At 46.5% G+C, this 25615-nt stretch carries 30 protein-coding genes; all 30 read right to left on the reverse strand.

Annotation, left to right across the window (positions count from 1 at the left end; all coding sequences use genetic code 11):
• Window positions 1-4: 4 nt before the first annotated feature.
• Window positions 5-1078, reverse strand: a complete 1074-nt coding sequence (locus M1E03_RS12570) for a protein-glutamate methylesterase/protein-glutamine glutaminase (RefSeq protein WP_020451410.1) — start codon at window positions 1076-1078, stop codon at window positions 5-7.
• Window positions 1075-1962 carry a MinD/ParA family protein gene (locus M1E03_RS12575; protein WP_020451409.1) on the reverse strand — a complete coding sequence of 296 codons (888 nt, stop codon included), beginning with the start codon at window positions 1960-1962 and terminating at the stop codon, window positions 1075-1077. Before M1E03_RS12575 ends, M1E03_RS12570 begins: the two co-directional genes overlap by 4 nt.
• 2 nt (window positions 1963-1964) lie before the next feature.
• On the reverse strand, window positions 1965-3077 hold the full coding sequence (flhF, locus tag M1E03_RS12580; protein ID WP_144497633.1) for a flagellar biosynthesis protein FlhF: 1113 nt from the start codon (window positions 3075-3077) through the stop codon (window positions 1965-1967).
• Window positions 3074-5110, reverse strand: a complete 2037-nt coding sequence (gene flhA / locus M1E03_RS12585) for a flagellar biosynthesis protein FlhA (RefSeq protein ID WP_020451407.1) — start codon at window positions 5108-5110, stop codon at window positions 3074-3076. Before flhA ends, flhF begins: the two co-directional genes overlap by 4 nt.
• 33 nt (window positions 5111-5143) lie before the next feature.
• Complete coding sequence (gene flhB / locus M1E03_RS12590; protein WP_101560840.1) at window positions 5144-6223, reverse strand: flagellar biosynthesis protein FlhB; 1080 nt, start codon at window positions 6221-6223, stop codon at window positions 5144-5146.
• Window positions 6223-6999, reverse strand: coding sequence for a flagellar biosynthetic protein FliR (fliR, locus tag M1E03_RS12595; RefSeq protein WP_101560839.1), 777 nt, complete (start codon window positions 6997-6999; stop codon window positions 6223-6225). The genes flhB and fliR overlap by 1 nt, the downstream gene beginning before the upstream one ends.
• Before the next feature lie 7 nt (window positions 7000-7006).
• A complete protein-coding gene (gene fliQ / locus M1E03_RS12600; protein WP_020451404.1) occupies window positions 7007-7276 on the reverse strand; it encodes a flagellar biosynthesis protein FliQ in 270 nt (89 codons plus the stop codon).
• Window positions 7277-7291: 15 nt separating this feature from the next.
• The gene (gene fliP, locus M1E03_RS12605; protein ID WP_020451403.1) at window positions 7292-7957 is read right to left on the reverse strand and encodes a flagellar type III secretion system pore protein FliP; all 666 of its coding nucleotides are present in this window, start codon (window positions 7955-7957) and stop codon (window positions 7292-7294) included.
• Window positions 7950-8624 carry a flagella biosynthesis regulatory protein FliZ gene (gene fliZ / locus M1E03_RS12610; RefSeq protein ID WP_079289134.1) on the reverse strand — a complete coding sequence of 225 codons (675 nt, stop codon included), beginning with the start codon at window positions 8622-8624 and terminating at the stop codon, window positions 7950-7952. The genes fliP and fliZ overlap by 8 nt, the downstream gene beginning before the upstream one ends.
• A 12-nt stretch (window positions 8625-8636) precedes the next feature.
• Window positions 8637-8999: a response regulator gene (locus tag M1E03_RS12615; protein WP_003181796.1), complete on the reverse strand. Its 363-nt coding sequence runs from the start codon at window positions 8997-8999 to the stop codon at window positions 8637-8639.
• Between the two features lie 26 nt (window positions 9000-9025).
• On the reverse strand, window positions 9026-10162 hold the full coding sequence (gene fliY / locus M1E03_RS12620) for a flagellar motor switch phosphatase FliY (protein ID WP_020451401.1): 1137 nt from the start codon (window positions 10160-10162) through the stop codon (window positions 9026-9028).
• On the reverse strand, window positions 10152-11150 hold the full coding sequence (fliM, locus tag M1E03_RS12625; protein WP_020451400.1) for a flagellar motor switch protein FliM: 999 nt from the start codon (window positions 11148-11150) through the stop codon (window positions 10152-10154). Before fliM ends, fliY begins: the two co-directional genes overlap by 11 nt.
• A 35-nt stretch (window positions 11151-11185) precedes the next feature.
• Window positions 11186-11617 (reverse strand): flagellar basal body-associated protein FliL, encoded by a 432-nt coding sequence (gene fliL / locus M1E03_RS12630; RefSeq protein ID WP_020451399.1) that lies wholly within the window; start codon window positions 11615-11617, stop codon window positions 11186-11188.
• On the reverse strand, window positions 11614-11829 hold the full coding sequence (locus M1E03_RS12635) for a flagellar FlbD family protein (RefSeq protein WP_003181786.1): 216 nt from the start codon (window positions 11827-11829) through the stop codon (window positions 11614-11616). The genes fliL and M1E03_RS12635 overlap by 4 nt, the downstream gene beginning before the upstream one ends.
• Before the next feature lie 42 nt (window positions 11830-11871).
• Entirely contained in the window at window positions 11872-12663 is a 792-nt protein-coding gene (gene flgG / locus M1E03_RS12640; protein WP_458110465.1) for a flagellar basal body rod protein FlgG, read from the reverse strand.
• 27 nt (window positions 12664-12690) lie between these two features.
• Window positions 12691-13158 carry a flagellar hook assembly protein FlgD gene (gene flgD / locus M1E03_RS12645; protein ID WP_023857206.1) on the reverse strand — a complete coding sequence of 156 codons (468 nt, stop codon included), beginning with the start codon at window positions 13156-13158 and terminating at the stop codon, window positions 12691-12693.
• Complete coding sequence (locus tag M1E03_RS12650) at window positions 13158-14540, reverse strand: flagellar hook-length control protein FliK (protein WP_458110466.1); 1383 nt, start codon at window positions 14538-14540, stop codon at window positions 13158-13160. Before M1E03_RS12650 ends, flgD begins: the two co-directional genes overlap by 1 nt.
• Window position 14541: 1 nt before the next feature.
• Window positions 14542-15156: a MotE family protein gene (locus tag M1E03_RS12655; RefSeq protein ID WP_020451395.1), complete on the reverse strand. Its 615-nt coding sequence runs from the start codon at window positions 15154-15156 to the stop codon at window positions 14542-14544.
• Window positions 15157-15169: 13 nt separating this feature from the next.
• Entirely contained in the window at window positions 15170-15613 is a 444-nt protein-coding gene (fliJ, locus tag M1E03_RS12660) for a flagellar export protein FliJ (RefSeq protein ID WP_020451394.1), read from the reverse strand.
• 2 nt (window positions 15614-15615) lie between these two features.
• Entirely contained in the window at window positions 15616-16929 is a 1314-nt protein-coding gene (gene fliI / locus M1E03_RS12665) for a flagellar protein export ATPase FliI (RefSeq protein ID WP_065644130.1), read from the reverse strand.
• Complete coding sequence (fliH, locus tag M1E03_RS12670; RefSeq protein WP_318602050.1) at window positions 16929-17696, reverse strand: flagellar assembly protein FliH; 768 nt, start codon at window positions 17694-17696, stop codon at window positions 16929-16931. Before fliH ends, fliI begins: the two co-directional genes overlap by 1 nt.
• Window positions 17680-18696 (reverse strand): flagellar motor switch protein FliG, encoded by a 1017-nt coding sequence (fliG, locus tag M1E03_RS12675; RefSeq protein WP_020451391.1) that lies wholly within the window; start codon window positions 18694-18696, stop codon window positions 17680-17682. The genes fliH and fliG overlap by 17 nt, the downstream gene beginning before the upstream one ends.
• A 13-nt stretch (window positions 18697-18709) precedes the next feature.
• Complete coding sequence (gene fliF / locus M1E03_RS12680) at window positions 18710-20311, reverse strand: flagellar basal-body MS-ring/collar protein FliF (protein WP_411202486.1); 1602 nt, start codon at window positions 20309-20311, stop codon at window positions 18710-18712.
• 50 nt (window positions 20312-20361) lie between these two features.
• Window positions 20362-20679, reverse strand: a complete 318-nt coding sequence (gene fliE / locus M1E03_RS12685; RefSeq protein WP_020451389.1) for a flagellar hook-basal body complex protein FliE — start codon at window positions 20677-20679, stop codon at window positions 20362-20364.
• A 13-nt stretch (window positions 20680-20692) separates the two neighbouring features.
• Window positions 20693-21145 carry a flagellar basal body rod protein FlgC gene (flgC, locus tag M1E03_RS12690; protein ID WP_020451388.1) on the reverse strand — a complete coding sequence of 151 codons (453 nt, stop codon included), beginning with the start codon at window positions 21143-21145 and terminating at the stop codon, window positions 20693-20695.
• Window positions 21145-21534, reverse strand: coding sequence for a flagellar basal body rod protein FlgB (flgB, locus tag M1E03_RS12695; RefSeq protein WP_020451387.1), 390 nt, complete (start codon window positions 21532-21534; stop codon window positions 21145-21147). Before flgB ends, flgC begins: the two co-directional genes overlap by 1 nt.
• A 350-nt stretch (window positions 21535-21884) precedes the next feature.
• Window positions 21885-22664: a GTP-sensing pleiotropic transcriptional regulator CodY gene (gene codY, locus M1E03_RS12700; RefSeq protein WP_003181756.1), complete on the reverse strand. Its 780-nt coding sequence runs from the start codon at window positions 22662-22664 to the stop codon at window positions 21885-21887.
• 38 nt (window positions 22665-22702) lie between these two features.
• A complete protein-coding gene (hslU, locus tag M1E03_RS12705) occupies window positions 22703-24106 on the reverse strand; it encodes an HslU--HslV peptidase ATPase subunit (protein ID WP_020451385.1) in 1404 nt (467 codons plus the stop codon).
• A gap of 16 nt (window positions 24107-24122) precedes the next feature.
• On the reverse strand, window positions 24123-24668 hold the full coding sequence (gene hslV / locus M1E03_RS12710; RefSeq protein WP_020451384.1) for an ATP-dependent protease subunit HslV: 546 nt from the start codon (window positions 24666-24668) through the stop codon (window positions 24123-24125).
• Between the two features lie 13 nt (window positions 24669-24681).
• On the reverse strand, window positions 24682-25596 hold the full coding sequence (xerC, locus tag M1E03_RS12715; protein WP_035338771.1) for a tyrosine recombinase XerC: 915 nt from the start codon (window positions 25594-25596) through the stop codon (window positions 24682-24684).
• Between the last annotated feature and the right edge of the window lie 19 nt (window positions 25597-25615).

Here is a 25615-nt window from a genome sequence, read left to right on the forward strand (position 1 = left end):
TGAGTCACGCCCTCTCTTTTTTCATATACGTCATAATGGCTGCGGCAATCTCATCAACATGCTTGATGTCGTTTGCAAGCCCGTTGTTAATGACCGATTTCGGCATTCCGAAAACGACGGACGACTCGGCTGCTTCGGCGATCACCGTTCCGCTTCCATGTTTCAAAAGGCCTTTTACGCCTTCTGTTCCGTCGCTTCCCATCCCCGTCATAATGACGGCGATTTTTTCAAACTCCCGAAGTGAGGCCAGGGAATGGAACAAATAGTCAACAGAAGGCTTGTGACGGCTCTCTGTGTCGCGGTCATCGAGCGTGATCACCAATTCGCCCTTTTCAAGGCCGACTGCCATGTTTTTCCCTCCGGGGGCAATGTAAACCCAGCCGTCTTTCGCTCTCTCACCGTTTTCAGCCTCCTTCACGGTTACTTCTGAGAGGTGGTTCAGCCTGTTCGCTAATGAGGCTGTAAACCCCTTTGGCATGTGCTGAACGACAAAAACAGGCGCCTTCAACGTTTTGGGAAGCTTGGGAAGCACTCTTTGCAGCGCTCTCGGTCCCCCTGTCGATGTACCGATGCAGATGAGCTGTTTTCCAGCCCGAACACGGACTGAATCGCTGCCGCTCACCGGCGGCCGCTTTGCCGTCTCGATGGCGGGTTTTGAAATCGGAACAGGCCGGCCTTTCAGTTTCACCCGCCCTGCTGTCAACACTTTCTCAATCAGCATGTCTCTTACTTTATATAAATCAATTGAAATTGAACCCGACGGCTTTGCGACGAAATCGATCGCCCCCAGCTCAAGACATTCGATCGTGATATCAGCCCCCTGCTGCGTCAGACTCGATACCATGACAACCGGAAGCGGATCGCTCGCCATGATCCTTTTCAATGTTTCTTTTCCGTTCATCACAGGCATTTCAATATCCAATGTGATCACATCCGGGCGGAGCTCCTTGATTTTTTGGAGCGCTTCCTCGCCGTTTCTTGCCGTTCCTGCTACAGCAATCTCGTGATTGGATGTTAAAAACTTGGTGATCATGTTTCTCATAAAAGCAGAGTCGTCAACGACAAGAACACGAATCATAATGTATTGCCCCTCCTCAGGAATGAAGATAATTTATCGATAAAGGACCGGTTTTCGCCTATTTCCGTTCTGCCGTTATCAAGCAGCGATTCTGCCAGCAGGTAAACCGCCCTGCTCGGCTTGGAACGCGGGTTCTTCATCAGAAACGGCTGCTGCTCCACAACGGCTCTTGGTACCAGGGGATCCTCAGGAATCGGCCCTGCATATGCAAGCTTTTGCTGTAAAAAAGCGTTTACCGTGTTGGAAAGGCGGAGAAAGGCGGAAATTCCGTCTTTTTGGGTTGTACAGCGATTGACAGCGACTTTCAGCTGAAGATCGCGTCCCGTTAATGCCAAATGCTTGATCGCGCTGTAAGCGTCCATAATGGATGTCGGCTCCGGCGTGGTGACGACCAGAATTTCATCCGCTGACAGGACGAATGGCAGCTGATCTTTTGACAGCCCCGCTCCCATATCAAATATGACATAATCGAAGCTTATCAAAGCCCGCGTTAATTCTTTCAGAAAGAACGCCCAGTTTTCCCCGTTCAATTCGAACATCGCATCCAGTCCCGTTCCGCCCGAAATGTATTGAAGGCCACGCGGACCGGCTGACAAGGCGCGCTCAAACGGTATTTTTTGCTGAAGGAGATCCATCACGGTGCAGAGCGATTGCCGGCCGATCAAAATATCGATGTTCCCCATTCCGACATCTAGATCGATCAACAGCACGCTCTTTCCTTTTTCTAAGAAGGCGAGAGCCGTATTCAGCGATATATTCGACTTCCCGACGCCTCCTTTTCCACTCATAACAGCGAGCGTTTTCGCTTTTGGATGAGCGACAGGGGCGGGCGGTTCGGCGAAGCGCTGCCCCATCCGCCTTCGTAAGCTTTCTGCCTGATCCATGTTCAACACCCCGTAAGCAGTCTGACAAATGATGCATTTGACAAGTAGCGGATATCTTCCGGAACATTTTGTCCGTTTGTCATATAGCCGAGGCCGATTCTCGATTCGGCGAGCAGATTCAGGACGCTTCCCAATGAATCGGTTTCATCCACTTTCGTGAATATCAACTGATCGATCGGAATGCTTGAGAACTGCTTAATGAGCTCCTTCATATCCTCGTACTTGCTCGTCGCGGACATGACGAGAAACGCCTGTATCTTACGCTCAAACGGAATGATTTCCTTCAGCTCCCTGACATATTGCCCGTCTTTGAAATTCCGGCCCGCCGTATCGATGAAGACGTGGTCAAAATCGGCGAACTTTTGCTGGGCCGCTTTAAATTCTTCTTTCGTGTAGCACACCTCGAGCGGCGCATTCAGAAGCTCGGCATATGTCCTGAGCTGTTCAACCGCTGCAATCCGGTACGTATCCGTCGTGATAAAAGCGATTTTTTTCTGCTTTTCCAGCACGGAAGAAGCGGCAAGCTTTGCCAATGTCGTCGTTTTGCCGACTCCGGTCGATCCGAAGAGCACGACATATTGGGAATGAATCGCCACGTCCTGTTCCCGATTATCGGGAAGAAGATCGGCCAAAGCATCTGTTAAGTGGGCCAGCGCCTTTTCATCCGTCCATTCTTCGCCGTTTTTTAAAGAAGTGCTGATCAACCGGCCGAGCGCTTTCGTACGGATGGCCGGCGATACCCCTTGCTTTGCCAGAAGCTGGTCCGCCTTTTTCAGCGGCTCAGGCAGCACATCAACAGGCTGCTCATGATGCCGCATTTCCAGCAGTTCTTTCAGCTCTTTCACTTGGCTTGCCAAATCGAGGTGGTCCGGCTGCGGGACAGGCGAAGGGCTTTGTTCACGTAAAACTGGCTTTTGCCGCTCCGGTTTCCTCGCGTCGGAAAAGTCCTGGTCGACAACCGCAATCACTTCAACCCCGGCTTTTTTCACAAAGCCGAGAAATTTTCTCGTATGAATTTTTTTAGAATTCAAGATTACGGCGTCATTCCCGAGCTCTTGTATAATTTGCTTTGTGGCTTCCTGCATAGAACCAGCTACAAATTTTTTAATTTTCATTGAATATCCACCACTCCGATGCTTTGAACTTCTACATTGGCTTCCAGTTCGTTATAAGAAAGAACCGGCAGATCAGGGAAATAGCGCTCTAACAGCTGTTTGACATACATTCTGACAGGCGGTGAACATAGAAGGATCGGCACTTCCTGCCTTAATGAGAGCTGTTCGATTTCTCTTGCTACAGATTGAATGATATTTTCGGATAATGCAGGTTCAAGAGATAAAAAGTTGCCGTGTTCCGTCTGCTGAATTCCTTCCGCCACGGCCTTTTCGACACGGCCCGAACACGTCACCACTTTCAGCGTCTCATTTTCCTTCGCATATTGGGCGGTGATCTGCTTGGCAAGCGCCTGTCTTACATACTCGGTCAGCATATCTGAATCCGTCGTCAGCTTTCCGTAGTCGGCCAGTGTTTCAAAGATTGTCACCAAGTTCCTGATCGATACTTTTTCTTTCAGAAGTTTGGCCAGCACTTTCTGAATATCACCGACAGACAGCGGATTCGGCGAGACCTCTTCGACCAGTACAGGATAAGATTCTTTCAAGTGGTCGATCAGCTGTTTTGTTTCCTGTCTTCCGATCAGCTCATGGGCGTGCTTTTTCACCTGCTCTGTAATGTGGGTCGACACGACTGAAGCCGGATCGACAACCGTATATCCGAGCATTTCGGCCTGATCTTTCTGAGATTCCGGTATCCATTTTGCCGGGAGGCCGAAGGACGGTTCGATCGTGTCAATTCCTTCGATCTGATCGTCTTCGCCTGTCGGAGACATCGCCAAAAAGTGATCGAGGAGAAGCTCGCCTTTCGCGACTTCGTTTCCTTTAATTTTGAGCCTGTACTCGTTCGGCTGAAGAGCGATGTTATCCCTGATTCTGACGACCGGAATGACGAGACCGAGTTCAAGCGCAAGCTGACGCCTGATCATGACGATTCTGTCTAATAGGTCGCCGCCTTGATTTGCATCTGCAAGCGGAATCAATCCGTAGCCGAATTCAAATTCGATCGGATCAATATCGAGCAGATGAACGACGCTTTCGGGACTTTTTAATTCGTCCACTTCAGCTTCTTCCTCAAGGATATCCTCCACTTTTTCCTTCTCTTCACCGGCTTTGGAGAGCGTATAGCCGCCGATGGCGAGAAGAAGAGCCAGAGGGCCTGTCAGGAGAATGCCGATCGGTGTGAAAATCCCGAGCAGCAAAATCGTTCCCGCCGTCACATACAAAAGCTTTGGATAAGCAAACAGCTGGCCTGTAATATCGTGTCCGAGGTTCCCGTCCGACGCTGCTCTTGTGACGACGATACCCGTCGCCGTTGAGATCAAGAGCGCAGGCAGCTGAGATACGATTCCGTCGCCTACAGACAAGAGCGTAAAGTGTGAAGCGGCTTCCTGAATGCTCATTTGTTTTTGCAGCATGCCGATGACAATTCCGAAAAGGACGTTAATGAGGACGATGATGATCCCTGCGATCGCATCCCCTTTCACGAATTTGCTCGCACCGTCCATCGCGCCGTAGAAGTCGGCTTCACGGGCCACTTTCTCACGGCGCACTTTCGCTTCCTGTTCGGTCACCATTCCGGCGTTCAAATCGGCATCAATGCTCATCTGTTTCCCCGGCATGGCATCGAGCGTGAATCTGGCAGCAACTTCAGAAACCCGTTCCGCCCCTTTCGTTATGACGATAAATTGGATAATGATCAAAATGATAAAGACAACGAGACCGACCAAAACGTTTCCGCCGACAACGAAAGACCCGAACGTCTCGACTACTTTTCCCGCATCACCGTTGGACAGAATCGAACGTGTCGTCGATACATTCAGCCCGAGGCGGAACAGCGTCAAGAGGAGCAGCAAAGAAGGAAATATCGAAAATTGCAGCGGTTCTTGCATGTTCATTGTGGTGAGAAGCACGATTAACGCAAGAGAAATATTCACGATAATTAAAACGCTCAACAACCATGGTGGAAAGGGTATGATAAGCATTGCCACAATGAGGACAACGCCTGATAAAACTGATAAATCTCTTGCTGACATGCTGTTTCTCTCCTTTTAAAACTGAAAAATTCACTAGATTTTTTGCTTTGTTTTGTAAACATACGCCAGGATTTCGGCTACGGCCTTAAAGAATTCTTCCGGAACGGCCTGGTCGATCTCAACCTGGTCATAAAGCGCCCTCGCCAAAGGTCTGTTCTCGACTGTCATGACATCGTGTTCTTTGGCGATCTGCCTGATTTTCAGAGCCATCAGATCGACCCCTTTTGCGATGATAAACGGCGCATCCATTTTGTTTTCGTCATATTTCAGCGCGACGGCGTAATGGGTCGGGTTTGTGATGATGACATCCGCTTTTGGCACATCCTGCATCATGCGGCGCATCGCCATTTCCTTTTGCTTCTGCTTGATCTTCGACTTAATCAGAGGATCGCCTTCGGTTTTTTTGTATTCGTCTTTAATGTCCTGTTTTGACATGCGAATATTTTTTTCATAATCAAATTTTTGATAGAGGTAATCGAGCACCGCGAGAAAAATCAGGGCGACTGCAGCGGAAACCCCCATTAAAAAGGTGAGCCAGCCGACATATGACAAAGCCTCGCCCGCGGACAGCGCCGGGATTCTGAGAATTTTGTCAAAGTTCAGCCATAGAACGGCGAATGTCACGCCGCCGACAATCACGATTTTTAAAATCGATTTAAGCAGTTCAACGATCGCTCTGATGCTGTAAATCCGCTTGAATCCTTTAAGCGGGTCAAGCTTTTTCAAATCAGGCTTGATCGCTTCAGGGGAAAATAAAAACCCGACTTGCAGATAGTTGCTCAAGACCCCGGAGACGACGGCTGTCAGCAAAAGCGGTGCCATAATGAAGCCAGATTCAAGCACAAGACTTTGAAACAGGCCGGGAATATTGGCGACTGACACCTTCATCGTGATCAACTCTTTGTAATACTTTTCGATCAGGGCGAGCAGGCGGTCTCTCATAAAAGGTCCGACGAATAAAAACGCTAAAAACACGATAAGAAGCGTAACCGCTGTATTGACATCTGCGCTTTTGGCAACCTGTCCTTTTTTTCTGCTTTCCCGCCGTTTTTTCGGCGTCGCTTTTTCCGTTTTTTCACCTGCGAAAAATTGCAAATCTAACGTCAGCTTCATCATGCCACCCCAAGCAAAGTTAATAGATCTCTCATTGTCCGAATGGCAAATTCGAAGACGTGCTGCATCATGCTGAACATAATGGCCATGCAGATGATGAGCATGATAAAGGTGATTGCGATTTTCAAAGGAAGCCCGACGACAAACACGTTGAGCTGCGGCACCGTTCTCGCCACAATCCCCAATGCCAGATCGACTAAAAACAAACAAGCCACAACAGGCGCAGACAATTGAAATGCTGTTATAAACATCGTGTTGAAGCTCTTTGCAATAAACTCGGCAAATCCTTCGCTTCCAAACGACAGCGCCATCTTATCGACCGGGATGTATTGGTAGCTGTAATAAATCCCGTCAAGCAGGAGATGATGCGCATTCAGGCTCAGCATGAGGAGCAGCGCCAACGTATATAAAAACTGGCCGACAAGCGGGCTTTGCGCTCCTGTCTGGGGATCGATCACATTCGCTACCGCAAATCCCATTTGAAAATCGATGAATGATCCGGCGATTTGAACGGCCGAGATCATCATGTAGGCGATCAGCCCAAGCAGAAGCCCGATCAGCGCTTCCTTCATGGCCAGCATCATGTAAACTCCGTCAACATCAAGCTGAGGAGGCTTTTCAATCGCCTGAAAACTGACGAGCGCAAGAAAAAATGCAAAACCTATTTTATGAACGGCCGGAATTGACCGATAAGAAAATAGAGGCACCGTTACATAGAATGCTGTGATTCTGACAAATACAAGTAAAAAGGCTGGAAATGATTCAATTATTGACATGTTAAAACTACCCTGCAAAACGGTTTAAATTAGAGAACAGCTCAGTCGCGAATGACAAAATCGTCGACAGCATCCACGGGCCGAAAATGACGAGCCCGACCAAAACGGCGACGATTTTCGGAATGAATGCAAGAGTCTGTTCCTGTATTTGGGTGGTTGCCTGAAAAACGCTGACGATCAGCCCGACGAGAAGAGCGAGCGCCAAAAGCGGCCCGCTGATAAGCAATGTAACGTATACAGCCCTTTCAGCCATCGATATAACAAATTCTGAATTCATGTATTAGCACCTACTCTAAAAGCTTTGCAGCAAAGATTTAACGATTAAATACCAGCCATCTACAAGCACAAACAGCAAAATCTTAAACGGCAGTGAAATCATGACCGGCGGAAGCATCATCATCCCCATCGACATCAAAACACTTGCCACAACCATATCGATAATCAGAAACGGTATAAATATCATAAATCCCATTTGAAACGCGGTTTTCAATTCCGAGATGACAAACGCGGGAACCATCGTTGAAAGCGGAATATCTTTAATGGATTCAGGCGTCTCCATCTTTGCGTAATTCATAAATAAAGCCAGATCTTTCTGTCTTGTATGCTTGCTCATAAAGGTTTTGATCGGGGTTTCCGCTTTTGTGTAAGCTTCATCCAAGGTGATTTTATTGTTCATTAACGGCGTCAGCGCTTCTTTATTAATCTCGGAAAAAGTCGGCCCCATAATGAAAAATGTCAGAAACAGTGCAAGTCCGATCAGCACCTGGTTTGGGGGCATTGACTGTGTTGCCAGCGATGTCCGGACAAAGGACAATACGATGACAACCCTTGTGAAACACGTCATCAGGATCAAGATCCCCGGAGCGATCGAAAATACTGTCAAAAGCAGCAAGAGCCGGACGCTGGCGCTGACGTTTGCCGCATCGCTTGAATTAAATAAATCCATAAACTCATTCATGTTGATTTTGGCCTTTCTTTCTGCCTTCTGCGCGATTTTGTTTCAGTTCCGCGAGCTGTGCTTTTAACGACTCGGAAAAAGATGCCGTGCCGCTTTGCTTTTGCACGCCTGGAACTTTGACTTGATCCATCCATTTCTGCCACTCAATCTTGCTGTTCATCGCAGCTTCATGCTGCGTGAGAATTTCTTTATATTCCTTTTCATCATCGATCTCTTTCAGCAGCTGGATATTATCGCCGACACCGACGACCAGCACCCTGTTCCCTACTTTAATCAGCTGTACGGACTTGTTTTGCCCGAGCGAAGTTCCGCCGATGTTTTCGACATACTGGAAGGGTTTTAACAGGCGGTTGCGTTTATTCATGAATTTGACCAAAGCGTAGATCAGAAAAATGACGAACAGTAACGCGCCGATCATTTTCACAAAATCAAATATGGAAACGGAAGGAGACGGGGGTTCGGCCTCCGCCTCTTCCTTAAGAGAACTTTTTTCCTCGGTTTTGTCTTTGTCTTTTGCTTTTTCTTTCTCTTTGCCCGCACCTTTTTGCTCAAACAGATGGTCAACGGTCTGATCCCCCGATTCCTCTGCGAGAGCCGGAGCGTACGGCAGCACGAGAAAGGCAAATAGACAAAGGCCGGCTATGAAAATAAGAGGTTTCTTAAACAAGTTGTACACCCTTTAGCTTAGCGTTTTATTGATCGCTTCCATGACGCGGTCAGCCTGGAACGGTTTGACGATAAAGTCTTTCGCTCCCGCCTGAATAGCGTCGATAACCATCGATTGCTGGCCCATTGCCGAACACATGATGATTTTTGCCTGCGGATCGATTTCCTTGATTTCTTTAAGAGCCGTGATTCCGTCTTTTTCCGGCATCGTGATATCCATTGTGACAAGATCAGGTGAATGCTCTTTATATTTTTCAACAGCCTGCGCTCCGTCTTGCGCTTCTGCGACGACTTCAAAGCCGTTTTTCACTAAAATGTCTTTAATCATCATTCTCATAAATGCTGCATCATCAACTACTAAAATCTTGTAAGCCATTATTAATCTCTCCAATCAATCTGTTATTATCGTAATTTGCTGATTCGTTCCGCCTGACTTAAAATGTCTGTCACCCTGACGCCAAAGTTTTCATCGATGACGACGACTTCGCCTTTGGCAACGACGCGCTGGTTGACCAGGATGTCGACAGGCTCGCCTGCGAGTTTGTCAAGCTCAATGATACTGCCGGTTGACAGTTCAAGCACCTCTTTGACGCTGCGGTTTGTCCTCCCCAGCTCGACTGTGACGGACAAAGGAATATCCATGAGCATGTCAAGGTTTTGAAGGTGCGGCTGCGCGTCAGTCTGAGGGGCAAAGGATTGAAACTCTGCCGGTGCCACCTGCACAGGCTCTGAAACTTTTGCCGTCCCTTGCCGTTTAGGCGCAGGCTCCTGTCTTTGTGTCTGAGCAGGTGCCGGACTCGGACTAGGCGCCGGGTTTTCCTGTACGGGCGGCTGCTTTACCTCTTCAGTCTGCACAGGCTCTTCTCCGCCGTCCTGATTCGTTAATTCATCGATCAGGTCTTTTGCAAAGGTCAGCGGATAAAGCTGCATAATATGCGAATCGATCAGTTCTCCGACTTTCAGTCTGAAAGATACTTTGACGAGCGGGTCCTCTTTCGGAATTTGCTCTGTTCCTTCCCCTTCATTCACATCAAGGAGGTCAACTTCCGGCGGAGAAATATCAATCTTCTTGCTGAAGACGGTGGACATCGACGTCGCTGCGGAACCCATCATTTGGTTCATCGCTTCCTGAACGGCGCTTAGATGAATTTCGCCAAGCGACGGATCTGCGTTCGTCCCGTCTCCACCCATCATCAAATCAGCGATGATCGCGGCATCTTCCTGCTTGATGACGAGAAGATTGTTTCCTGAAAAACCTTCCGTATAGCTCACACCGATTGAAACATACGGGTGCGGGAACTCATCATTTAAATGGCTTTTTTCAATCACCGAAACAGTCGGTGTTGTAATTTCGACTTTTTGATTCAATAAAGTGGACAAAGCTGTTGCAGAGCTCCCAAAGGAAATGTTTCCGATTTCCCCGATCGTATCCTGTTCCATCAGGGACAACCCTGATTCCGGCTGCTCTTGAGCCGTATCATCGCCGCCTTTAAGCAGCGCATCAATTTCATCCTGTGATAACCTATTGTTATTCTCCATATTCTTCACCTCTTATGTCGTGATCTAGAATTTGAATCGCAGTCTTTCGATTCATTCGGCCGGCTTGTGCTAGAAATTTCGGTTTATCTCCGACCAAAACAGTAAGAGGTTCTGCTACTGATTTGTCCAAAGTGATACAATCTCCAATTTCTAAATTTAAAAACTCTTCAATGGTTAATTCCGATGATCCGAGTTCTGCGACAATTGGAATTCGCGCCGTCATAATCCGCTTTTCTATCGACTTTGTTTCCTCCGGTTTTGGTTCTATTCTGTCTGATTGCATCCAGTAGTGAACGGAAAGCTTAGGAATGATCGGTTCCAGGACGACGTGCGGGATGCACAGGTTGATAACCCCGCTGATGTCTCCTATTTGCGTGTTCAGCGAAATGACAACGACCGTCTCATTCGGCGATACCATTTGCACAAACTGCGGATTCACTTCAAAATCGGACATTTCCGGCTCGATTTCCGTGATGGATTCCCACGCATCTTTATAATTCGAGAGGCAGCTTTCAAATAAATTGGACATGATTTTCGTCTCAATTTCCGTCATGCTGTCAATTTTGTTGTGGCTCGAACCGATCCCGCCCATCACCCGGTCCATCATCGTATAGGCGATGGTCGGGTTGATCTCCATCATGATTCTTCCTTCAAGAGGGCGAACCTCAAACAGATTGAGGATCGTCATATTCGGAATGGATCTGATGAATTCCTCATAAGGAACCTGATCAACCGAGCTGACCGAGATCTGGATATAGGTTCTCAGCTGAGCCGAGAAATAAGTCGTTAGCAGCCTTGCAAAGTTATCATGAATCCTTGTCAAGCTGCGGATCTGATCCTTTGAAAAGCGGAGCGCCCGTTTAAAGTCATAGACTTTTACTTTTTTAACGGACTCTTCTTTTTTCAGCTCGTCGGCGTCCATTTCACCTGTCGATATCGCTGAAAGCAGTGCATCGATTTCATTTTGGGAGAGTACTTCTCCTGCCATCTGTTTTCACCTCCATGGTTCTGTCATCTATGTTCCTACTGCAGATTAAAGGAGGTAATGTATACAGTTTTCACTTTTCCCTCTTTCATGTAGTTCGTGTTCAGCTTTTCTTTCAGCTGCTCTTTAAACTTTTCTTTTCCTTTTTGTCCTTCAAGATCATCTGCGTTCGTGTTTGCCAAAAGGGAGATGACTGAATCTTTAATTTGGAAATCCCGCTTTTCAAGCTCTTCTTTCGCCTCTTTCGAATCGGTTTCAAGCTTGATTGACAAACGGACCACATTGTCCGATTTCAAGTTTGTCGTGATTTCGGCGACTTCAACTGATGATTCGACCACTTCATCGATCGAAGGTTCTTTCGTTTGATCTTTTTCACTTGCGCTTCCCTTAATGACAAAGAACGCAGCGGTTCCTAACACAGCAATTGCCAGAATAATCGTCAGCATAATTCCTAGAAGTTTTTTATTCATTCAGATTCCTCAATTCTTTGGTCACAAGAAAGTATTTGGATTTTTTGATAGAATGACACGATTGTATCCACAACTGTATCTTCATCTTCTTTGACAACAAACTTTTTTCCGTTTGACAGCGTAATTGTCGTATCCGGAAAACATTCAATTTGCTCAATGAATAGCGCGTTCAGAATAAAAGGCTGTCCGTTTAATCGCGTAACTTTGATCATGTGTTTTCAAGAGGCGCCTTTACGAGGGCGCCTCCTTCCCTCCTATCGCTTCAGATTGACGAGTTCCTGAAGAATTTCATCAGAGGTTGTAATGATTTTCGCATTGGACTGGAAGCCGCGCTGCGCGATAATCATTTCGGAAAACTCTTCTGAAAGGTCGACGTTCGACATTTCAAGCGCACTCGTTTGAATCTTTCCTGAGCCGTCTTCTCCAGGCACAACGACTTGCGGAGCTCCAGAACTCAATGTTTCGCGGTAAAGGTTGTCCCCCGTTTTTGTTAAACCGGATGTATTGTTGAATGTCGCAAGCGAGATTTGGCCGGCGGTCTGGTTCTCGTTGTTTTGATCGACATAAGACACGGTTCCGTCAGGCGCGATGCTGAAGCTTTGCGCGTCTTGCGGGATATTGATCCTTCCGTTGTTGGCCGTTAAGACGAACAGCCCATCAACAGTGACGAGGTCACCTTCATCAGAACGGTAGAAGTTTCCGGATCTTGTGTAGTACACTTCATCTCCCGATCCGACACGGAAATAGCCGTCTCCTGTAATGGTCATGTCAAGCTGGCGGCCTGTTGTTGAAGGCGCTGCGTTTGTGTGAATGATATCGATCGATCCGGTCGTCGCACCAAGCCCGACCTGCTGGCCGTTGACAGAGCCGCGGTTTGCAGTAGACGACGTCGCACCGGAAAGCTGCTGGCTGACAATATCTTTAAACGTAATCCGGCTTTTCTTATAGCCTGCCGTATTGACATTCGAAATGTTGTTTGCGACGACATCAAGCTTTGTCTGAAAGTTTTTCATGCCGCTGATTCCTGAGTATAGTGAACGTAACATAATTATTCCTCCCTGAATTATCTGTTTTTATTTGTCAGAATGACTGACCGCCGTCACATTCCACGGATTGACTTCGGTTCCATCGTCAAGGACAAGCAGATACTGTCCGTCTGAGCTTTTAACTGATTTGACGAGCGCTGTTTTTTCTTCGCTGTCTTCACCTTCATAGGTGACTTCTTTTCCGATCCAGCTGACATACATCGTCATCGGGTCCTGAAGACCGACGAACGCCGACATCGTTGTGTTCAGATTCGTTAGTTGCTCAAGGCTTGAAAAGGTCGCCATTTGCGCAATGAATTCACGGTCTTCCATCGGATTTAAGGGGTCTTGATACTGCAGTTGTTTCATGAGCAGTTTCAAAAATTCATCCTTGCCAAGATTGGAGCCGCTCCCTGCTTTTTCGGCTTTTTTTGCCTCGGATAAAAAATCGGATGTCGTCGATTTCGTGTTTGTTGTCCCTATGGCAGTTCTTGTATCAATTGAAGTGTCAGGCATTAGATCTCCTCCTCGCTGTCCAGTGATCGAGTCTCGATAAGCTCATCCAGAAACTCCTGAAAATCCTCATTTTCCTGCTCTTTTTGCTGATCTTCCTTCGGCTGATGTTGGTTTTTCTGTTCGTCCGCCAGCTGTCCGAAGGTCTGATCGCCGTTTTGAAGCGGCACACCGAAGCGGTCAATTTGTACAGACATGTTGGGCAGCGCCTGTTTAAGGTACGCGAGATTGTGTTCGAGCAGCTCTTTAGCCGACTGGGTCGATGCGATGATTTTGCTCGAAAACATCCCGTGCTGTTTGACGAGTTTGATCGTGATAAAGCCGAGATTTTCAGGATTCAGGCGGATTGTGAAACTGCCTGTCGATCTGCCGAACGGTGTATACTTCATCTGTTTCCATGAGCTGAGAATTTGTTCTGAAAAGCTTTTCGGCTGAGCGGAAGATTCCTCTGCCGCCGCGGTTTGGAGACCCTGGATCAGCACTGCGCCTGTCCGATGATTGGCCAGTACAGAGGACTGAATCGGCTGTTCCTTTTGGCCTTGCTTTCCTTCAGTTTGAATTTCCCTTCCGTTCAAAACAAAGGACAACGGCTTCTCGGAAAGAGAGACATCGGTTTTTTTGCTCATGAGCATTGCCTTTAGTTCGCTTTCCGCCATTTTCCACTCTTTTGGATCCGGTTCAGCGTTTGCGCTCATCATCTGCTCCATTACACTTTTCAAGCTTTTCAGCTCGGCGTTTGACATGGACAAAAGCTGCGACTCACCCGGATCTTTTGTGAAAAATTGGCGTTTAAGTTCATCAATCAGCCCTTCTGTTCCCGCCTTTGTCTGAAGAGCGGCGAGAAATTCCGGCGCTTGTTTCAATATTTCTGCGATTTGTGAAGTTTTGAGTGCCGGTTGATTTTCATTTACGATCACAGCGAGCAGCTGCTGAATCTGACCAAGAATTTGCAGGTCAGGCAGTTTCGGCTCTTCTGTCCCGCTTTCGTCAGTAGGCAAAGCTTCAATAGCATCAGCTGTTTTACCTGATTGTCCAGGCAGAGCGGCATTTTCAAGCAGCTCTTTTATTTGCTGTAACAGCTGTTCTGCCAATGCGAGTTCATCCGGAGATGGATTCAGCTCTTCAACATGCTGGAGGGAATTCAGCCAGCCTTCATTGAAGGAGCCGCCTTCATTATTTAAAAGCCATTGCTTCAGTTCATGCAAAAGCCCTTCCAATGACGTGTCCTGAGAAGGTTCTTCTCCCTTTTGAAAAGGGGAAACTGAGCTATTTTCCTTTTGGAGCACATTTTGAAAGAGTCCGCCCAGAGGCGTCCTGCTCGTTTTTGCAGTTGCGGTATCCGCCGCAGGCTTGGCATCAAAAGAGATTGCGTCAAAAAGCCTCAAGCTATTCCCCCCCTTCTTTTTTCTTTTCATTTTTCGCTTCGTTTTTCACAAGCTTTTCTGTGAATACAGCCGCTTTATCAGGAGACATTTTGGAGAGGATCTCAGTCACTTTCTTTTTGCTTAAAGAATCTAAAATGTTGATTGCCTCTTCTTCTTTTAATTCGCTTAAAATTTTTGCAGCTTTATTGCTTTGCATGCTTTCATAAATTTTGACGACTTTTTTTCCGTCTCCTTGACCTTCGGCGTTCTTTTCTTTCTGCTCTTTTTCATCTTTTTCCGTTTTTTCGAACGAGCTGATTTTTTGTTTCAGCCTTTTAATCTCTTGATCACTCGTTTTCAAGTCACTCGTCAGCGTTTCGATTTCGCTTTTTTGTTCATCGATCGTCTTTTGGAGCTTTTCTGCTTTGTTCTCCTGCTGCTTTGCTGCGTGATCTTTGTCCTGATCCTCGCCGTTTTTCACAAGCTCTTTAACAACGGGGATTTTGGAGGCTGCATCCTGGAAATTGACGCCCAAAAGCCACATGCCGACAAACGCTACAACGATTAAAAAGATCAGCGGAATGACGATGACAAACAAAAATGTCTGAAATTTACCGGCTTTTTTTTCTTCGGTCATCGTTTTTCTACCCCTAGCTTCCTTGAGTTATGTACTGGGCAATGGAGATATCGTCCATTTCCTTTAACTCATTTGCTTTGTTTTGCAGCGAATACATTTCAAACTGCTTTTCTTTCATTTTTTCAAATTTTTTCAGCTCGATATTTTTTTCCGTCAGATCGTGCTGTTTTTCATTCATTTCATTTCTCTTCATCATGACGAGCTTTTGATAATGGTAGATAGTCGTTTCAAGATTTGTGACAAATTGCTGATAATGCCGCATTTCCTGAACGCTCATTCCTGTCTGCATCTTGATTTCCTTGTTTTTTTCTAGCGTTTCTTTTTGGTTCATGCTTTCATACAGCTTTTCCGCGACCTTTTCGAATTCGGAAACTGAGTGCTGATATTCAGCGAATGATTGGTCTTTTTCATTTTCTTTAAGCTCGAGGAGCTTTTGAAATTTAAATGAATAAGCCATTCTTAATCCTCTCTTCCTGTAAGACTCTTTAATAAAGAAATGCTCTCTTCCAGCGACGCCGCTTCATCCACTTCCTGCTTGAGGAAGCTGATCAGCTTAGGGTGGAATTGTATGGCCTCATCAATTTCTCTGGAAGACCCTTTTTTATAGGCTCCTATGTTGATCAGGTCCTCTGAGTTTTGATAGGTTGACAGCATTTCCCTGAACCGGTTCGCTGCTCTTATATGATCTTTCCCGGCGATGTTTGACATCACCCTGCTGATGCTTTTTAAGATGTTGACTGCCGGAAACTGGCCTTTATTCGCAAGGCTCCGGTCAAGAACGATATGACCGTCCAAGATTCCCCTGACAGTATCGGCGATCGGTTCATTCATATCATCACCGTCGACAAGAACCGTATAGAAAGCAGTTATTGACCCGTTTTCCGTCGTTCCTGTTCGTTCTAAGAGCTTAGGTAAAATAGCGAACACTGAGGGTGTATAACCTTTCGTCGTCGGCGGTTCGCCCGTCGCCAGGCCGATTTCCCTCTGAGCCATGGCAACCCTTGTCACCGAGTCCATCATGAACATCACATTTTGTCCTTTGTCGCGGAAGTACTCGGCAATCGCTGTTGCTGTATAGGCCGCTTTCAGCCGCATCAATGCCGGCTGGTCGGACGTAGCCACTACAACGATCGTGCGCTTCAGCCCTTCTTCGCCGAGATCTTTCTCAATGAACTCTCTGACTTCGCGGCCCCGCTCTCCGACAAGAGCGATGACATTCAAGTCTGCGGCCGTCTCTCTTGCTATCATGCCCATGAGCGTGCTTTTTCCGACGCCGCTTCCGGCGAATATCCCGACTCGTTGTCCTTTTCCGACGGTCAGCAGACTGTCGATTGATCTGACGCCGACCGCCATTTTTTCTCTGATTGGCGGTCTTTTCATCGGATTAGGTGGCGCCTGGTCTGTCGAAACTTGAGCCAAACCTTTCGGAAGCGCGCTGCCGTCGAGCGGATTGCCGAATGCATCGACAACTTGCCCGATCAAGCCGGAGCCGACTTTAACTCTGAGCGATTCTCCCGTCGCTTCGACAATGCTGCCGGGTGCAATATTGGCCGCTTCCAAATATGGCATGAGAAGAATATTTTGGTCTTTGAAGCCGACGACCTCAGCTTTGATGGCCTTTGGCCCGTCACCTTTTGTATAGATTTTGCAGACATCACCGATTGAGCATTCAGGTCCTTTGGATTCAATCATCAGGCCGACCGCTTGTTTGACTTTTCCGTAACGTTTGTAGGAGTCTGCGGTTTCTATACATTCAAGCAGCTGCTCAAGCATCACTGGACAACACCTGCCGTTTCAAGCAGGCTGAGCAGTTTTTGTTTCAGCTGCTGTAATTGAGTGTCGATTCCTGCATCAATTCTTCCGAAGGCCGTTTCAACATAGCACGTTCCCTTTGGCGCTATTTCATCGGCGTATATCGCGAGATGGGCGCCATATTGGAGGAGCTGCTCAAGTTCGTTTTTGTGGCTTTGAACCTCTGTGTAATACTCCGGATCCACATAGACGGCAATGTCATCGAACTCTTTCATTTCGGACAGCACCTGTTTGACGAGGGCTGAAAAAGCTTCTTTGTCGTCAGTCTTTTGATTCCAAACTTTTTTAGCCAGCGACACGGCAAGTTCGACAATTTCTTCGGAAGATTGTTCGATTTTTTCTTCATAGTCACGCCTCGCCGCTCCGACGATGGCGTTGGCTTCATCCAAATAGGATTGATAAGTGCTTTGGGCCTCGGCCTTTCCCTGTTCAAACCCCGCTTGAAAGCCTTCTTGTTTCGCCTGGTCTATCAGCGCTTCGCGTTCTGTTTCCCAGCTTATCCTTTCCTCTTCGATTTGCCGTCTGACCTGTTCGAGTTCAGCGTTCGCTTTTTCGTATATTTTCCCTGCTTCCTGTCTGGCATGATCGAGGAGGAATTCCGGATCCTGTCCGGTATCAAGTTCAGTTTCTGTTTCAGGAAATTTGACTTCCTTTAATGAAATCGTCCGCCTTTCTTTTGGCGGTATTGATGATAATCGCTGTTTAATAATGTTAGACAATGATATCATCTCCTCCACCTCTGGCGATTACGATCTCACCTGCTTCTTCAAGTCTTCGGATGACGCTTACGATTCTGGATTGAGCTTCTTCTACGTCACGCAGACGCACAGGGCCCATGAATTCCATTTCTTCTTTAAATGTTTCAGCCATACGCTGCGACATATTGCTGAAGACGATGTCTTTGACCTCTTCGCTGGCCACTTTGAGGGAGAGAAGCAGATCGTCGTTTTCCACATCGCGGATAACCCTTTGAATGGCGCGGTTATCCAGCGTAACGATATCTTCAAAGACGAACATCCGCTTTTTAATCTCGTCGGCAAGCTCAGGATCCTGGATTTCAAGGGAGTCAAGGATCGTTTTCTCTGTACCTCTGTCAACTCCGTTCAACACTTCGACAACGGCTTCAATGCCGCCGGTCTGCGTGTAGTCCTGAGTGAATGTGGAGGATAACTTTTGCTCCAAAATCTGTTCGACTTCATTGATGATTTCCGGCGACGTCCTGTCCATGACAGCGATCCGTCTTGCAACCTCTGCCTGCACATCCTGATTCAGTTCTGACAATATCTGACCGGATTGCACGGGATCGAGATAAGACAGAATCAATGCGATCGTCTGCGGATGTTCATGCTGGATAAAGTTCAGAATCTGCTCGGGATCCGCTTTTCTGGCAAAATCGAACGGTCTGACTTGAAGAGACGATGTCAGCCTGTTGATAATGCTGGCGGCTTTGTCTTCGCCGAGCGCTTTGTCAAGCACCTGCTTGGCGTAGTGAATGCCGCCTTGTGATATATATTCTTGAGCAATAGCCGTTTCATGAAATTCCTGAATAATTTCATCTTTTTTCTCTGGTGATACAGCTCTGACATTTGATATTTCAAGCGTCAGCCTTTCGATTTCTTCATCTGTTAAATGCTTGTAAACGGAAGCTGACACATCAAGCCCTAAGGATATCATGAGAATGGCCGCTTTTTGTTTGCCTGTAAGCCTGTCTTGTTTCATTTTTGCCATTTCAATACTCCTCCTAATCCTCGGTCAGCCAGCTGCGCAACAATTTGGCGAATTCTTCAGGCTTATCTTTCGCCATTTTTTCAAGCTGTTTTCGTCTGACAGTTTCTTCCGTCTCTTTTTCATTGTTCACATCAGCAACACGAATCGGTTCCTGAGGCGTTTCATACCATTCTTCCTCGTATTCGTCATCTCTATTTTTACGTCTTCTGACAAGCCAGATGATGAGGCCGATTACAGCAACAAGCGCTGCTCCGCCTGCGATGTAAATCCACATCGGTATACCGCCTGTTTCCGTTCCTTCATCGATTGTCTGCTTGCCGTCGAACGATTGGACAGAAACAACGATTTTATTTTCAATATCCTCATCTGTCAGCGGCTCTTCTTCATACTTCTTGTCGATCGATGTTTTCACAATGGTTGAGAGGATTTTCTTAATATCATCTTCTCTTTCAGCAGGCAGTGACTGCGGGTTCTTCGCATCAGGCGGTTCAACCATGACCTGGACGCCCAGATCTCTGATTTTGTACGGACTTTCGGCGATTTCTTTATGGATTTTGTTGACTTCATTGTTGATTCGTTCTTCGCTTTTTTCGTAGTCTCCGTTGCCTGTTCCGCCTTCTGTCTCCGCATAGTTTGTCACATCGTTTTCACCTGTTCCGTTGACGCCTCCAGCTTGCGCTCCCTGTCCGGAATACGTTTCACTGACGCGCTCTGCGCTGACCGTGATCCCTTCCATATTTTCTTTGTCGACAGGTTCAACCAGATCTTCCGTCCTGTTTTCTTTTGTGAAGTCGATGTCGGATGTGACGGATACAACTACTTTATCCTGTCCCATCATCGTGCCGAGCATGGTTTGAATTTGTCTCTGCAGATCCTTTTCGATCTGAGCTTTGACTTGCCTTTGTGAAGAGTAGCTGTCAGCGTATGAACCTGAATCTTTGCCGGTTTGATCGTAATACGTGGAGTTTTGATCCATGATCACGATGTTTTCCGGATCAAGGTTCGGCACGCTTTTCGATACGAGATGATAAAGGCCGTTGATTTCATTTTGATCAAGCGTGTGGCCGGGCTTCACCTGAAGAACAATCGAAGCGGATGCTTCCGGCTTTTCCTCTCCGACAAAGACGGATTCCTTCGGCAGGTTAATCATGACCTTTGAATCTTTAATCCCGTCTATTCCTTTGATGAGGTTGGATAGCTCGGTTTGCGTTGCTTTCACTTTCAATACGTCAAATTCGTTGTCCGTCATACCGAAACCGGCATTTTGACCAAAGAACGAATAATCGATGCTTCCGCTTTTCGGAAGACCCTCTGCCGCAAGATCGACTTTCAGCCCGTCGACTTTTTCTTCCGGAACTTTAATGACTGAACCGTCAGCTGCAACCTCAGATGGAACACCTTTTTCATCGAGCACTTTTTTGATTTGGCCGGTTTCTTCAGCTGACAAGTCTTTATAGAGCGGCACCATTTTATTCGACGAAGCAACAATTCCAATGACGATTGACAGGATCACTGCCAGAGCGACGATGCCGATCATCAAAAACTTCTGCAGCTTTGATCTGTTTTTCCAAAAATCTGTTATTTTCGTTTTGATTTGCAATAAAGTACGATTCATCTTACTCCCCCGGTAGTTACACTAATTCTCTTCGCTTTCAGACTCCTTTCTTACATTTGCATTCTCATGATTTCCTGATAAGCTTCAACCGCTTTGTTGCGGAATTCCGTCGCAGCCGTCAATGTAATATTTGCCTTCTGGGCTGCAACCATCACTTCATCAAGGTTGACATCCTGACCGAGAGCAAGCGCGTTTGTCAGTTTATCAGATTCATTTTGAGATTGATTCAAAGCATTGATAGAATCTTTCAGCACGTTGGAAAAGCTGACTTGGTTCTCTGAACCGTCCTGCTTGTTCGTGATCTGATTTGTTGCATTCGTTCCCGCCTGCACGGGTTGAATTCCAAATGGAGAGATTCCATTAACCATTCGTGTCATCACCCTACTTTCCGATTTCTAGTGCTTTCATCAGCATTCCTTTTGTCGCGTTCATCGCTGTGACATTCGCTTCATATGACCTTGTGCTGCCCATTAAATCAACCATCTCTTTTAGCGGATCGACATTCGGCATCTGCACGTATCCGTCTTCGTTTGCGTCGGGATGCGTCGGATCATAAACGAGTTTAAACGGTGTTTTGTCTTCGCTGATCTTGGTCACCTTTACCCCTTCACCGACTCTCGCCGATGCATTCATCGATGATTGGAGCACGGATGAAAAAGATTCGCCTTTCGGAGCCGTCGATACAAGCTTTCTTCTATACGGCTGCCACTGTCCGTCGACCAGCTTCGCTCTTGTTGTGTCCATGTTTGCCAGGTTGGAAGAAACGGTATCCATTCTGACTCTCTGTGCAGTCAACGCCGAAGCTGAGATGTTGATGCTATTGAATACCCCCATTATTTACCTCCTGTAATCGCGGTCCGCAGCGAGTTGAATTTGCCGCTTATTCTTTCAACCAGCGCTTGATACTGGATTTGATTTTTCGCCATTTCACTCATTTCCTGATCAACGTCCACGTTGTTCCCGTTTTCCTGATAACTTGTATTCTTTCTCGACACAACTGAATAATTAGACTCATTGCCTTTGAAGTCAATGTGTCTATAGTCTGTTTTTATAGCATTAATTCGGGAGGACTCCTCATTCAGCACATTTTTGAAGGATACTTTTTTCGCCTTGTAGTTCGGTGTATCTACATTGGCCAGATTGTTCGTTATGACTTTTTGCTTAATGTTCGCTTGATTCAAGGCTCCCTCTAGTCTATGTATTGTTCCTGAAAATATATCCATCGCCAAATACCTCCAATCTTTTTCCATCTGTCTCAAAATCTTGTCGAGAATTGTAAAAACCATAAGCCTATTGTAAGGAATAATAGGCTTAAAGTCTATGATCTGGGCGCAAAAAAAAATCGTAATAAATATCTATTTTATGAATAGGTATTTCGACCTAGATTATAAGAACTATGTAATGTTACGTTTGTAAAGTTTCAAAACATTATGTTAGTATATTTTTTATTCAAGCAACGCATTGATTCAGAACCGCATTTTAGTTGTTTTTGATATGAAAAAATTACGATAATATAGTTTAAAATGTGAAATAAAAAAAGCCGCAGAACGGCATGTTCTGCGGCTTTCGTCTTTTAATGAGACTTTAGTTTTTCTAATTCCATTAAAAATTTGTTGTTCAGGACTTTAATGTATGTGCCTTTCATCCCTAATGACCTTGATTCAATGACACCGGCGCTTTCAAGTTTGCGCAGCGCATTGACAATGACCGAGCGGGTGATGCCGACGCGATCTGCAATTTTACTTGCGACAAGCAGACCTTCATTTCCGTCAAGCTCTTCAAAAATATGTTCAATTGCTTCAAGCTCACTGTAAGATAATGAACTGATCGCCATTTGAACGACCGCTTTGCTGCGTGCTTCCTCTTCGATCTCTTCAGCTTTCTCTCTGAGAATTTCCATTCCTACGACCGTTGCGCCATATTCGGCAAGGATCAGATCGTCATCCTCGAATTTCTCCTGAAGGCGGGACAGAATCAAGGTGCCGAGTCTTTCGCCTCCTCCGATGATCGGAACGACTGTGGTCAGACCCGCTTGGAACAAATCGCGGTTTTCCACAGGGAAAGCCGTATATTCGCTGTTAATGTCAAGGTTGGATGAAGTTTCCGGAATGTTGAACAGACTTTTTGTATAGTCTTCAGGAAACTGGCGCTCTTCAAGCATTTTTTTCATCCGGTCATTTTCGATCTGCTGGTTGATCGAGAAACCGAGAAGCTTTCCTCTGCGGCTGACAACGAAAATGTTCGAATCAATCACATCGCGAAGCGTTTCGGCCATTTCTTTAAAATTAACCGGCTTCCCTGCCGCATTTTGCAGCATTGCATTAATCTTTCTTGTTTTTTGTAATAAAGCCATAATAAATTGATCCTCCTAAATTACTCTTATTTAATTGTTTATAAAATAAACTGGCTTAAATCCTTATTCTTAGCGATCGAACCGAGCTTTTCTTCAACATATTGAGGCGTGATGACAACTTCCTCCATCGTTACATCCGGAGCCTCGAACGACAGTTCTTCCAAAAGCCGTTCCAAAATGGTGTGAAGCCTTCTCGCCCCGATATTGTCTGTGTCCTGGTTCACATGATAAGCCACTTCTGCAATCTTACGAATAGCATCGTCAGAAAATTCAAGAGATATACCTTCCGTCTTCAATAAAGCCTTATACTGCTTTAGAAGAGCGTTGTCAGGCTCAGTTAAGATTTTCACAAAATCATCGATGCTCAGCTTTTGAAGCTCAACGCGGATCGGAAAGCGTCCCTGCAGCTCTGGAATTAGATCTGAAGGCTTCGCCATATGGAATGCACCTGCAGCGATGAACAGCACGTGATCCGTTTTGACCGCACCGTACTTTGTCATGACGGTAGAGCCTTCTACAATCGGAAGAATATCGCGCTGCACGCCCTCTCTTGAGACGTCGGCCGATGAAGAAGCACCGCTCTTTTTGGCGATTTTATCGATCTCATCGATAAAGATGATTCCCGACTGTTCGGCTCTCAGGACGGCCTCCTGGGCAGCTTCGTCCATATCGATGAGCTTTGCCGCTTCTTCATTCGTCAGCACTTTTCGTGCTTCCCTAACCGTCAGCTTGCGGCGCTTTTTCTTTTTCGGCATCAGGCTGCTGAGCGCATCCTGCATGTTCATGCCCATCTGTTCCATACCCGAGCCTTGGAGCATATCAAACATGGATGGCTGCTGCTCCTCCACCTCAACGGTGACATAATGGTCTTCAAGCTCGCCGAGAGCAAGCTGATGTGCAATCCGCTTCCGGTTGTTTTCGATATCCGTGTCTTCATGCTTTTCCGCTTCATTCGTCTCTTGATCCTGATTTCCGCCAAACAGCATTTCAAAAGGATTTTTCGCACCTGACTGTTTTTTCCTTCCCGGTACAAGCAGGCGAACGAGGCGTTTATTTGCGTTTTCTTCGGCGATGCCTTTCACTTCGTTCATTTTTTCCTCTTTGACGAGGCGGATTGACGTTTCCACAAGATCCCTGACCATCGATTCAACATCTCTGCCCACATAACCGACTTCCGTGAACTTCGTCGCTTCGATTTTGACGAACGGAGCGCCGACGAGCTTCGCGATTCGTCTTGCAATCTCGGTTTTTCCCACACCTGTCGGACCCATCATCAATATGTTTTTCGGAACGATTTCTTCGCGCAGTTTTTCATCAAGAAGACTTCTTCTGTAGCGGTTCCTCAATGCCACGGCGACCGCTTTTTTCGCATCGAGCTGGCCGACGATGTATTGATCAAGCCTTTCGACGATCTGCCTAGGAGTCAGCGGCTTTTTTTCCATATGCCTCATATCCTTTCTATTCAAGTTCTTCTACAATGATCTGATCGTTCGTATACACACAGATTTCGCCCGCGGTTTCAAGTGAGGCCCTCGCAATCGCTCTTGCGTCAAGCTGGCCGCCTGCATGACGTTTCAACGCCCTTCCGGCTGCCAGGGCATAGTTTCCGCCTGAGCCGATCGCCAAAATGCCGTCGTCAGGTTCAATCACCTCGCCTGTTCCGGAAACGAGCAGCATGCTGTCAGCGTTCATGACGATCAGCATCGCCTCAAGCTTTCTGAGGACTTTATCGCTTCGCCACTCTTTTGCAAGCTCGACTGCCGCACGCTGTAAATTGCCGTTGTACTCTTCAAGCTTCGCTTCAAACATTTCAAAGAGCGTGAAAGCGTCCGCAACAGAACCGGCAAAGCCGGCAATGACTTTCCCGTTGAAGAGCTTTCTTACCTTTCTAGCGGTATGCTTCATGACGACAGCCTGACCGAACGTAACCTGGCCGTCTCCCGCCATCGCGCTTTTTCCGTTGTGCTGGACGGCGAATATCGTCGTTGCGTGAAAAGATGACATAAAAGAACCTCCTTTATTTCCCTTTATGTGCCCGAGGGTGATGAGACATATATGTCTTTCTGAGCATATCTTTAGATACATGCGTATACACCTGGGTTGAAGAAAGGTTTGAATGCCCAAGCAGTTCCTGAACGCTCCTGAGATCCGCACCCTCATTTAACAAATGGGTGGCAAAAGTATGGCGGAGCATATGCGGATGTATATGTAATGTACCCGAAGTCTTCTTGACCAGTTCTCCCAAAATGTAACGAACCCCCCTCGGGGTTAAGGGCCCGCCCCTTTGATTCAAAAAAATAAAAGGGCAGGGCTCTTTCGCTTTTAACAGAAGGATGCGTCTTCCATTTTGCATATACAGATCCAAAGCCTCCCGGGCGAATGAACCAAATGGAATATACCTTTGCTTCCTGCCTTTCCCGTGAACCAAAACCGTATCTAAAAACAGATCCAAATCGGATTCCTTCAGGCTGCAAAGTTCGCTTACCCGCATGCCTGTTGCGTAAAGAAGTTCCAAGAGCGCCTGATTCCTTTGGCCGAGCGGTGTACTCAAGTCCGAAACCTCAAACAGTTCTTCAAGTTCTTTTTTATATAAAAATTTTGGAATCCGTTTATCCTGTTTCGGAAGACTGACAAGCAGAAACGGGTTTTCTTTTACCATCTTTTCCCTTAATAAAAATTTATAGAAGCTTCGCAGAGCCGAAATTTTCTTGCTGATCGTCCTGCGAGTAAGCCCTTTTTCATGCGCTTCCGTCAAGAAAATTCTCACATCCGGATAAGTCACGTCTTCAAAACCTTTTATGCCCTGAACTTGTAAAAAGCGTTCAAAGTCTTCAATAGAAGAAATGTAACCCACAATTGTATATTTTGAATAATTCTTTTCTATTTGTAAATATTCAATGAATAAAGTTAAAAAATTCTTAACATTTGCCATCATTACACCTCTTCGAAAA

The organism is Bacillus sp. PK6-013 (assembly GCF_054161445.1).